The following is an 11110-nucleotide window of genomic DNA, read 5'->3' as shown; positions in this document are numbered from 1 at the left end:
CTCCTTTGTTGATGATTTCTCGCAAAACCATTTTAACATGAAGCTTCACTATGGATTTTTGTTTTTTGATTACCTGTTCAAATTCATTTTACAATTAACCATAGAAAAAATTTCACACAGTCATACCATACTAATTATATATCCTAAAACTTTTCTAAACGTATTTAGCATAATTTATCTCTCCTTTTTGTTTGTAAGTTGGGTAGTATACAACCATGGGGCTTCTCCAGGAAGTATTTGTGTAAGATCTCCTGCTTTTAATCTTTTTTGAAAACCTTCTTTGTATTCTTTTTTAAGGGTTTCATAAAATTCTTCATCATAATTCTCCCAATTTGGATAATTTTCAATTACAAATGGACCAGCAAATGATCTTACCCAAGGAATAAGTTCTTCTTTAGGCAGATGTGGTAATACGTCAATTAATTTATTACCCATAATAATTCCTCCTTGCAATCGAAATAAATGATATATGACAAAGCAAATCTTATAAGTGGTCATACCCCTGCGACTGGGCTGCTACATTTCCTACATTGATAAATAAAGACGCACAATCCCGACTGGGAAAGTGGTAATCCACATTTGTCGGACCACGCGTTCCGAGAAATACCCAGTCAGAACCGTTCTTACGCTGGTATACCTTTTCTACATTGCCACTGGGAATACACCAGTACGCGACAGTTATCCGTTCGCCGTTAAATATAACTTCTGCGCCAAACATACGGCTGGATTTGTCGAACCAAGCACTGCTGCGGTTGACCTCAATCGAAGCGGCAGATACAACAGGAACCAACGGTGCAGTCGTCAGCAGGCAGCTCCCTATCCCCAAACAAAGCATAATACCTAAAGCTATAACTACTTTTTTCATGTGAAATTCCTCCTTACAATACATTCCTTAGACTGTGACTTAATCACGCTTTTCCTCTACATGGTCGTATTGCTTCGAAGCCAGATAAAACTCCCATCCGTCTGACGATTCTTCTGTTATATGACCTAATAACATCTTCGCTACATAATTGGACGTATACCATGCTGGACGCTCGTCTTCTTCCGGCATTGATGGTAGAGGTGCCTGAAGAGATAGCGGCGACAATAACGAACGTTGAGACATACGATTTCTAAAGGGGGAACGAAGTTTTGAGATAAACTTATAATTTTCTTGCGATTCCTTCCATCGGAGAAACCAAAAGATTGCTTCGGCAACTGCTATGGAGGAGGCTATATTATGCACTTCCTGTTCGCCAATTTCATGCAAAAAGGTACTCATATCCGGTTCTTGTCTTATGAAGAATTTTGCAATCTCATAGGCAGCATCTTGCCAATGAAGGGGAATGAGCAACGGCTTCAAGCGATTAAATAATGCAAAATAGCCGCCTCCATGTCGGACAACATATTCTAAATTTTCTCGAGACGAAGGATACACGCCGAGGATCACATATGCAGCTCGCTTCCACGTATCATTGGGATACAAGTCGCTATCAAGCAATACGGAATAGTCTGCTTCCATGCTTAGTCCGGTAAATCTATTATGAATGGTCGGCATGCCTATCACCTCCGGTCAAACGATAAAGAAATATTTTACCATTCCTTATGCAGTTGTGCATTACGTAATGCAGCGATATATACAACCGCAGGTACTGTTACACGATATGCCGGACCAGCAAGGTCGATAGCCATCCACAGTCCGGAAAGAGCTATTCCAATAGGACCTGCTAAAACAGATAAGCTCCTTACCAACCCCGCATTTAATGCTAAAGATAGTCCGCGCCCCAAGATCGCTTTGCATACGGCATTAGCGATAATTAACGAAAGCTTATATGAAGTAAAGCCTCCGGCTCTAAATAAAGAAATCAAAACGCCGCTGGACATGGATGTAAAAAATTTAGTAGTATCTCCTAAATTTTCTAATACTGTTTCTTTTTCTTTCTGGTCCATTTTTTCCCATGCATCTTCCAATACCTTTTCTAATAAACATTGTTCAATCCGTTCAATAGGAGCTTGTTTATTATAAGATACTTTCAATTTATCGCTTACATCTATCAGCATTTCCCGATACGAAACGCCATGTCCTCTAAAGATATTGGCAAACGAATTTCCTCCCATATCAGCCAGCTCATCTTTTATTAAATCAAGATATTTTTTGTGGTCTGGATAATGAGCTTTATATTTGTCGTTGCATGTTAACAATTCTGATAGAGTGCCCTTTTCCGTAATCAATTTTACAATGGGCTCTAGTTCATCATTTGAAAGAGTATTCAAAATATCTAAATCAGGATCATGATACATAAAAAATACCTCCTATTTTGCATTTTATACTAAATATAGTACACGTTATTTCTTTATAGTAAGGGTAATTTTATTAAGCCTATCTTTTTTATAATTAGGTAATTGGCGTATAAACTTGGCAATGGACTGATTTAGGGAATTTACATCGCTTTCTTTTAATATCCCATGATCAACCATTTCGAAACATTGCATTTTATTTCCATTTATAGTAACCCAAAATTCAATAGAGTAGCTGAAGTCGTCGACATACGCCGTGATATCTATCATTTCAGTATCAGGAAGCAATCTAGCAACCAGTTTATAGATATATTGTTTTAATTCATCCATATCTAAGCCTCCCTAGAATCCATTACGCAATACGTTCGATATGTCTTTTGACCTTCGCCGGTTTCTGAAGTATAGGTAATACAAACAGTTGTTTTCTCTAAATTTCCATATTTATCATATTCTTCTTTAATAGAAGAAATTTGACCATTCGTATCTTTTAATATTTGCTGAACATTTTCGATTCCTTTTGGAGAGACATCGGTAAGCAATTTGCCATCAAGATCATTATCAAACTTATAAACTATATTTTTTTCTTCTGTGACGATGTTTACTATAATCTTATCAGGCCGTTTAGATTCATCGGGATACATAATATGTATTTTCATGGATACGTTCCTACCGGCCTCAAGCTCAGCCTTGATATCATTTTCCATTCGCTTATAGTCGCTCTGGTTGATTCGGGAATCCATGGCTATCATATTTCCTATACCTGGATCACCATTTATATCTCTCCCCAGAAGATGTCCGCCCTGATCGCCTGGTTGACGATCTTCACCGCCCGCTATCCTTTGTTCTTGATTATCGCGAGAGTTGTCCGGGTTATATTGCGGCACAGCCTCGCAGTCAGTGATTCGCCCCATGTCATCGGTTTTATAAATCGTATTATTTAAAATATAAGTAGCATTTGGTTTTAATTCTCCATTTTCACTATAAATTTCCCCGACGTCGTCGATTTTAATTGTATCAAAATCTAATTCAAGTAACTCATCCATTATATCGTCGTTTGGTATATCCCATTGTTCAGCAGCTTTTCCTAAAGGAGAATCGGCTACATAGCCAATTAGTTTTTCAGGGATTTCATCTATTTCTCTAAATGCGTCAAACATCATTACCGGCCTCCTTTCAGCAGTTGATGCGCCCATTTATACCAAACTCTTCTTCGAAGATTTTCTTCTTCTGGCTGTGTACTCCAATCTTTCACAAGACATTGCATTAACATACATTCTTGTTCCCTTGACGCATTAGGAACAGATTGCCAGATTATATTTTCTAGCATATGTGTTAGTTCACTATCTGTAGATGCATGCAGCATACAATCGCTTACTCTATCACGAACACCTAAAATATCCGTTATCCTTCTGGACAATAATTCGAAATTATGCGGTAACCAAAGAGTCAGCTTGTTTGTCTGTTCATATTCAAATAGTTGCTCTTTGATAAACTCTATAAGGGGCGTAGAAAGCATCAACAGATGTAACCCAGATTTAATTTTCTCTGGAGAAAAACGAAGTCGAGTCTTTATTCTTCCTTGAAGTAAAAATGAAAGTAGCTCTTCTTTTACTTCCCTTTTCGTTAATTGATTGGTAGCAGGAGTAAACGCATATGGCTTAGGTACTGTTTTACACTTATTAATTTGCACAAGAATAGGTTCAACCCAATCATTTTGATACACGGCGGCTACGCCTTTTTTCAATTTTGCTAATTCGTCTATTTGGTCATCGGTTAGACCAGCAGCATAGCCAACTAATTTATCATCCTCTTTGTCGGGAAGGCGCAAGATAATTTTTGTATTGGTATTGCGAATAACTGACATATCAAGCAAGTTTGGAGATTGGTCGGCAACAAGAAAACCTTCTCCATATGTGCGCATCTCAGCAATAGAGTTGGCAAGCAATTCTACTGATTTTCCAAGCAGATTTGCGCTTTCAGAAATCTGTGAAGTAGACGTACGTTTTAACAAGTTATGTGCTTCTTCCAATACCGTTAGATGAGATAGCGGGCTATTGCTCTTGCCAAGGGCCATACGGTATTCATAAAGCTTCATGACCAATAATCCCATAATTAAGGCTTTTGTTTCGATAGAACCGATACGACTCAAATCAATAATTACATTTTCATCGAACAGTTCCGTGTCGGTAATATCAGTTTCATTACAAAAAATTAATTTATTTAGGCCATTGGTTAATGAGTGGACACGGGTCAATAATGCGCCAGAATAATCGCTCTTTCCGTCAGCCGAGTACTGTGATTCGCTGATTACTTGACGAATCTGTTCAAATAAGTCGGAAAAATTAGGATATTGTGCGCCTTTTTGATTTTGTGAAGTTATTAAATCCCATCCGGCTTCAACATATGCTCTTTCTATTGCTTCCTTTAAAATGGCGGGCATCGCTGCATACATAGGCCAGCATGCATTAAATATTTCAACGAGCCGATCTAAGTGTTCTAAAACATGGATATCTTTAGGAAAGCGAAAAGGATTTAGTTTTAGCAGTGCCGTTTTTTGCGGATTAGTTCCGTAAACACTTACATCAGGGTATTGTCCAAAAATGTCTTTGTATTCACCTTTAGCAGGCTCAATGACCATAAATGGAATACGATGATTTGCACGAAGTTGTTCTAATATTTTATAGATAGTATTACTTTTACCGGACCCGGTAGATCCCGTTACGAAAGTATGCATTGTCAGGGAATCGACATCTAAGGCAACCTCTGTATCCAATTCTGCTCCCATACTAAAGATTTTCCCTAAATGCAGCTTTTTTTTCGGTACATTATGTCCATATGTTACTATTTCTTTACCGAAATCGGCATGCTCAATAACGGGGAACCCACATACAGCTTTACGAGGCAATCCCATCTGAATCGCCAGCTCATTGCTGCTGACAAGAGATGCAGCAGTCACTGGAAATTTACCAATATCAGAGGAATATACGAAGGCTGGATGAATAAAATTAGTAAGATAGCTTCTCAACATGGGAAGCTTAGCAGAGTCTCTACGCCCCCAAAAGTTCAACGCCGACGTTTCCAATCCTGAGTTTTCGCCTTTCATTAACGCTTTATATGTACCTGCCGCCATTTCAGCCGTTTCCTGACTATCTGACAAAAAATAGGCGGCGCATTCCCACATGCCTAAGCTTTCACATTCATCAATCCGCTTCAGCTGCAAGTCAATTCTGTTTAACGTATTCAGCACCGTCTTATTTTGTCTGGAAAGCTGCATGGTTGTTGAGGTACCAGTTGTTGTGCCTTGCGTAATAGTCTCAGTAGTACCTTCACTTTTATTCTCCGTCTCAGTATCAGCCTTTGTCTCTGTCTTTCCCTCACTATGACTTTCTGTTTGAGAATCTGATGTTGTAACTGTTGTCGAAAACAAAGATAAAAGACCGCTTATAAATGGCGCAGCTGCTGTAACCGAAATTGATTTCTTTGCTAATGCACGAGCAACCGCTTGTTTGAGCGCATCAATATCTTGCTTTGAAACGGAGTGGCCCATTGTTTTGCTATCCGAATCAGTTGTGCTCGTACTTTCAGATATAGTCGTCGAATGTGAAGTGCCTATTGTCTGGCTATGAGATAATGCTTGAGAAATTGTAAGCGCTGTATTACTCCCATAGGATAATTGCATCGTCGCAAAGGGAGACAATTGCGTATAAATGGATTCATAAGCATGGCGAATTTCGTCAAGACGTGAAGTAGAAGTGCTATTTGCCAATATAATTGCCGTATAGATCTGACCTTGCATTGCTAATGCTAATTTTTCTAATCCTTGAATAAAGGTAGTATTATTATTAAAATCATCATCTTTATTATTTGCAACACAGGATACAGACACAATATCTTGTGTTGGAATACGATCCAAAAGATTTTGCGCTTCCGAATCTAATAAATCGGCAACTTTTACACCGGGAAACTGCCCGCATAAGGCATTTTTTAGGGTATCTTTAAGAGATTTTGTCGTATGCTTTTCATCATACGAACGAACGCCCATATAAAATTCAGTTTTACGTCCATCGCTGTTAGCAATAACAAATATTCCGCAATTTAAACTTTGTACGGCGTCAAATACGGAAGCAAATTTATACGTAGAATATTCGTCTTTTTGATAAACCATTTCCGTGATTTTAAATAAGCGAATATTATTCAAATCTTCAGCGTCTTTGTCTAATGGAACGATATCCAAAGAATTCAGGGAATGTAAATATTTTTTTAATACGACGTTATTGATTAATTGTCCGGCATTATTTAATTGAGCCGTCAAAGCATCATACGTCAATATTTCATGATTAGATGGCATAATGATCACCTCTTTTGACTTGCTACCGCAACTACACCGCCTGCAACAGCTCCTACAGCTACGCCAACCGCTACGGCTGTACCCACTGCATACGCAATAGTACCGCCAACAACTGCCCCCACAACCACGCCAGTTCCTATCTTTTTTCCTTGGTATCGTCCGGAGTACTGATCTTGTTTTTTTTGCGCCTGATAAGAGTGAGAGCCATCATTGCCGGATGAATTAGAAGGCGTATCCGTTGAAAGAGGAAAATTAGAAGAATCAGGAACCTCCTTTTCGGAAGGATGCAAGTAACGAACCACTTCTTTTAAATGAACAATTCGTTCGTGAGAGAAATTATCAAGAATTTGAACCATGAGCTCGTTCATATAATCGTCATTCCATAAGGACCTATCTGTAATGAACGCGCTTCCATCGTGTTCATCATATAAGCCGGGCATCGAGCGAGCAATCTTTTCCATTTTTGAAAATTCAGCAAAAGAGGGATCTAGTAAAAGACTATCCTTCATCATAATGCGTACGTCAAGAATTTTCCCCGCTCGTACATCTTCGCAAAATGTATTATCAGACATAATGACACCTCTTTTTTAGATTTCTACTATTTCATTAAATTTATTCTGAATTCGTTTAAGCCAATCTAGATTCTTTTTGATTTTATCTATCTCTTCTTTTGTATGGTTTTCTTTGTTTGCTGCCTCATCTAATTCATCCATTTTAGATTTCAATACCTTCTTCATTTTTTCGAATTCTTTCATAAAATATTCTTTTACTTTTCCGGACTGAACTAATGCATGAGAGTGAGCATTAGCAATATTTTCCCTTAAATTACGTTGAATAGGCTTTAAAAGATCTTGTGCTAATTCTCTATCAGAAACAAATTGAACGTCTTTAAATAGGGTCCGATAATACCCTTCTTCTTGAAACCATGTCCAAGGTTTATACCAAGCCTTGTCAGTATTAGGAATCCATTCCTGGCCATCCGCTACCCGTCGCGTTTTTTTAAGCTTTTGAATAAAGTCTTCATCCACTTTCGGTATAGTACTGCCAACCAATTGTATTGGATCAATGACTATGGTGTTCGGATTAGACATATCTGCTGCAAAAGAAGCAATTTTCTCTTTATACCGTTCAAGAACTTTACTAGCTGCCTCTATTAATTGCTTCTGCAAGAGTTTACTAAGGTCATCCTGAAATTGATGGTCTAATTTTTCAGATTTTACTTTGAGTTGTTGACCTAGTTCTATGGCTTCAGGTAGTGTCAGAGAGCGTCCGCGCATTTGAAGAAGCTGTTTAGACAATTGTTGTTGGTATTTATATTGAATTTCGTCGATAAGCTCCTTTGATTGCTTATTAATTCTATCTATAGCTTCATCCATGTCCTTTTCAAATTGCCGAGCTTTCTTAATATCATTGACTTTTCTCTTTATTTCTTGAATGTCGCTTTGTATTTTTTTTCTTTTTTCCTCGCTTTCTGAAAGCTCTTTTTTGATTTTTTCAAAAGCCTTCGTCTCTTCAACCTGACGCGTAAATGTATCATAAATATTTTTAATCATGGCAGTCTTCGCATACTTTTCTACGTATTGGCGAATCGCTGCTTCTAAAGAAGGAATACCCGTATGAATCAAGGCTTCTTCATAGGCATCATCATTGCCTTTTGCCATGTCTAATTGCTGCGAAATTGTTTCAGCAACGCTGGCCGGAAGCGTAGAAAATGGATCGCACTGAAGATATGTTCTTTCATTTAATTTCTTCACAGCAAATTCCGCTTCGTCCATAGCTTCTTCATCAGCTAAATTATTTTGCACCAGGCGTATATTCAATGCCGGAAGCGCTCCTGTAGGAAATAAGTGTGGATTTACAATACCTTTTTCTGCCAAATAATCACGAACACTATCTAATGTATCTTTCAATTCCCCGTCTTCCTTTTTTCTGCCATCTACTTGATTTACAACAAATAAGAAACGGTCTTTACTCTGTTTTCCTCTTACAGACATACTTTCAGCAATAGTCTGCAATAAAGAGTTATCGTCATTATTACCATATGTGCCCGTCATGACATATAAAACTAGTGCTTTGGAGGACTGCACAAGAAAATTATTTTGAATTTCTTTATGCCTGCCATCCCGGGTATAATTAGGCCCCGGTGTATCAATAAGAACAAGGGAAATGTCTTTAGCTGAAACAAAGGGGATGTTTCCTTCTGCCTTGACAACAGATACGTCTTCATTACTATTAAGCTCCTGCATAGTTTTAAGAGTCGCTTTATCATAAGTTATAATCTTCTCTCCATTTTTTCCATATACATCGGCTTTCCATACTCCATTTTTGTTGTCATTATCCTTAAGATAAGTAATTTTTGCTGTACACGCTTCGGCTTTTGAAGGCATCAATTTTTCACCAAGCATAGCGTTGATGAGCGTCGACTTGCCTGCACTCATCGTAGCGACTACGCATATGTTAAACTCATTTTTTTTGAATTGCTCGAATGCATTTTTTATAGGGCCCTTTTTTAAATCTGCAAAAGATCCTTTTTGAATCTCTTGGAATAACCTCTCAATACTGGCTTCTTTATCTGGTATCTTCTTTGCCTGTTTGTGATGTAATTGAAATACTAAATTTGGTTTATCTTTCTCAAGCCGATATTGGGAAATCACTGCTTCCAAATCATCGTAGTCAGGCTGTATACCGTAGAATGTAATATCGAAATCCGTATCGTTACATTCTTCATATAAGAGCGTTGGCAACTCTTCAATCCATTCCTGTATACGTGTATTTAGAGAATATTCTCTAATTTGACTATTTTCTTTCAGTTCCTTTCCATCAACTGTGATCTTGGTTTCTAACTTATACGGATTATACTTGATAAATACTTTTTTCATAAGAAAACCTCCTTAAAGGGTATTACTTTAAATATCTAATATGGAGTCTAATGTATCTTCTACTTGTTTGATGCTTTCTTTAGAAAATTCAATGGGTGACATGATTTTCTCCTTAAATCCGTCTTCTTTTTTGTATTTCTGAGCTCTATTTTCAGCACTTTTTTGAAACAGTTCTTTCAGTATTTCCACGGTAGTTCGAATTTTTACTATATTTGCATATTGCTCTGCATATTGCTTAAGAGCTTCTTCTAAAAAAGGAATGCCGCTATGAATTAACGCCTCTGTATAGATATCCTTATTATCTTTCAAATGTGCGACAATTTTGTTGGCGCTATTGCAAGATAATGGAGCTAACCGTTCGCACTGCGTATAAGAGCGCTTATTTAATTTTTGAACCATCCATCGCGTATCTTCGGACAATTCTTTATCAGCTTTTTGAGCCTGTACCATACGGATATTCAATGCAGCCAGTGCGCTGACTGGAAATAATAAAGGATTTACTATGCCAAGACTTTTTAAATATGTACGAATGTCTGCCAACGTTTTTTCCATAGGGCCGTCTTCTTGTTTACGCTCGTCCATTTTATTGATGACAAATATGAATCTATCCCTGAGATAATTATGACCACTCCTTTCCTTGATGATAGAACGTAATAGTTCATCATCATCGGTGGTACCAAATGTGCTATCCATAACATACATGATGAGAGAGTGCGATAAATGGCTCAAGAGTTCTTGTTGTCTTTCTCGGTGATACTGATTTCGTGCATTATTAGGTCCCGGAGTATCAATCAACACAAGACGCATGTGACAGTCCGATATAAAAGGGATATTTCCTTCTATAGTAATCTGAGATATGCTATTATCACTATTAAGTCTTTGCATATCCTTTAAGGTTACATTTTCATATGACCGACCGTAAACATGTACTTTCCAAGAATCCGTTGGGGAATCTATCTCTTTGATATAGGTAACCAGAGAGGTGCAAGATTCTTGCTTCGATGGCAACAGCTTATCTCCTAGCAACGCATTGATTAATGTAGACTTACCAACACTCATAGGAGCGACCACGCATACTTGAATTTCATTATTGTGCAGCTGTTTAAATACATCTGTAATTTCCTGTGTATAAAGTTTATCTATCGACTTGTCTTGGAGCTTTTGAAACACCTCGTCAAGCCGGCGTATTTTATCTTCGACCGTTTCCACATGAATTCTGTCTAATAACACATTAAATGTTTTATGTTTTAAACAATATTCTGAAAAAATGGATTTTAAATCAGCATAATCAGCCAATGGACCATAGAACGTTATATCGAAAAATTGATCAGAATACCTCTCGCAAAGTAACTTAGGCAAGTCTTCTGCCCATTCTTGTAAGTAGGTATTATTCTTTTGGATGAAAGGATTTTCGTCGACTGATATTGTTGTCTCTAACTTGTACGGATTATATTTTATGAATACTTTTTTCATATAACATTTTCCTGGTAAATTGCAAGTTGAATTTGAACAACCATAATCAGGAAACACACTCACTAGCATAAACTTCATCGAGGAATGCATCAAATAGCTCTGACGGCGTATGGTAGCCCAAAACACGCCG

At 37.6% G+C, this 11110-nt stretch carries 10 protein-coding genes; all 10 read right to left on the bottom strand.

Annotated features, from left to right (window positions below; all coding sequences use genetic code 11):
- Nucleotides 1-174 precede the first annotated feature (174 nt).
- On the bottom strand, nucleotides 175-435 hold the full coding sequence (locus OCV58_RS11835; RefSeq protein WP_154877964.1) for a hypothetical protein: 261 nt from the start codon (nucleotides 433-435) through the stop codon (nucleotides 175-177).
- Nucleotides 436-484: 49 nt separating this feature from the next.
- Nucleotides 485-865 (bottom strand): hypothetical protein, encoded by a 381-nt coding sequence (locus tag OCV58_RS11830; protein WP_154877963.1) that lies wholly within the window; start codon nucleotides 863-865, stop codon nucleotides 485-487.
- Between the two features lie 39 nt (nucleotides 866-904).
- A complete protein-coding gene (locus tag OCV58_RS11825; RefSeq protein ID WP_154877962.1) occupies nucleotides 905-1540 on the bottom strand; it encodes a hypothetical protein in 636 nt (211 codons plus the stop codon).
- A 35-nt stretch (nucleotides 1541-1575) separates the two neighbouring features.
- On the bottom strand, nucleotides 1576-2283 hold the full coding sequence (locus tag OCV58_RS11820) for a YaaW family protein (RefSeq protein ID WP_154877961.1): 708 nt from the start codon (nucleotides 2281-2283) through the stop codon (nucleotides 1576-1578).
- A gap of 45 nt (nucleotides 2284-2328) precedes the next feature.
- Nucleotides 2329-2610: a hypothetical protein gene (locus tag OCV58_RS11815; RefSeq protein ID WP_154877960.1), complete on the bottom strand. Its 282-nt coding sequence runs from the start codon at nucleotides 2608-2610 to the stop codon at nucleotides 2329-2331.
- A gap of 2 nt (nucleotides 2611-2612) precedes the next feature.
- Nucleotides 2613-3440, bottom strand: coding sequence for a DNA/RNA non-specific endonuclease (locus OCV58_RS11810; RefSeq protein ID WP_267312921.1), 828 nt, complete (start codon nucleotides 3438-3440; stop codon nucleotides 2613-2615).
- Nucleotides 3440-6628 (bottom strand): ATP-binding protein, encoded by a 3189-nt coding sequence (locus tag OCV58_RS11805; protein ID WP_154877958.1) that lies wholly within the window; start codon nucleotides 6626-6628, stop codon nucleotides 3440-3442. The genes OCV58_RS11810 and OCV58_RS11805 overlap by 1 nt, the downstream gene beginning before the upstream one ends.
- Before the next feature lie 5 nt (nucleotides 6629-6633).
- The gene (locus tag OCV58_RS11800) at nucleotides 6634-7200 is read right to left on the bottom strand and encodes a hypothetical protein (protein ID WP_154877957.1); all 567 of its coding nucleotides are present in this window, start codon (nucleotides 7198-7200) and stop codon (nucleotides 6634-6636) included.
- A gap of 15 nt (nucleotides 7201-7215) precedes the next feature.
- Nucleotides 7216-9507 carry a dynamin family protein gene (locus tag OCV58_RS11795; protein ID WP_154877956.1) on the bottom strand — a complete coding sequence of 764 codons (2292 nt, stop codon included), beginning with the start codon at nucleotides 9505-9507 and terminating at the stop codon, nucleotides 7216-7218.
- Nucleotides 9508-9534: 27 nt separating this feature from the next.
- Nucleotides 9535-11110: dynamin family protein (locus tag OCV58_RS11790; protein ID WP_267312920.1), on the bottom strand; the 1576-nt coding region annotated here is incomplete at its 5' end.

Source organism: Megasphaera stantonii, from assembly GCF_025567065.1.
Lineage (GTDB): Bacteria > Bacillota > Negativicutes > Veillonellales > Megasphaeraceae > Megasphaera > Megasphaera stantonii.
Note: the sequence above shows the minus strand (reverse complement) of the source record. Positions and strands in the feature narration are given on the sequence as shown.

What these genes read in the sequence shown, in the direction of transcription:
- OCV58_RS11835 (WP_154877964.1), bottom strand. Translation starts at nt 435, where the DNA reads ATGGGTAATAAATTAATTGACGTATTACCACATCTGCCTAAAGAAGAA.
- OCV58_RS11830 (WP_154877963.1), bottom strand. Translation starts at nt 865, where the DNA reads ATGAAAAAAGTAGTTATAGCTTTAGGTATTATGCTTTGTTTGGGGATA.
- OCV58_RS11825 (WP_154877962.1), bottom strand. Translation starts at nt 1,540, where the DNA reads ATGCCGACCATTCATAATAGATTTACCGGACTAAGCATGGAAGCAGAC.
- OCV58_RS11820 (WP_154877961.1), bottom strand. Translation starts at nt 2,283, where the DNA reads ATGTATCATGATCCTGATTTAGATATTTTGAATACTCTTTCAAATGAT.
- OCV58_RS11815 (WP_154877960.1), bottom strand. Translation starts at nt 2,610, where the DNA reads ATGGATGAATTAAAACAATATATCTATAAACTGGTTGCTAGATTGCTT.
- OCV58_RS11810 (WP_267312921.1), bottom strand. Translation starts at nt 3,440, where the DNA reads ATGATGTTTGACGCATTTAGAGAAATAGATGAAATCCCTGAAAAACTA.
- OCV58_RS11805 (WP_154877958.1), bottom strand. Translation starts at nt 6,628, where the DNA reads ATGCCATCTAATCATGAAATATTGACGTATGATGCTTTGACGGCTCAA.
- OCV58_RS11800 (WP_154877957.1), bottom strand. Translation starts at nt 7,200, where the DNA reads ATGTCTGATAATACATTTTGCGAAGATGTACGAGCGGGGAAAATTCTT.
- OCV58_RS11795 (WP_154877956.1), bottom strand. Translation starts at nt 9,507, where the DNA reads ATGAAAAAAGTATTTATCAAGTATAATCCGTATAAGTTAGAAACCAAG.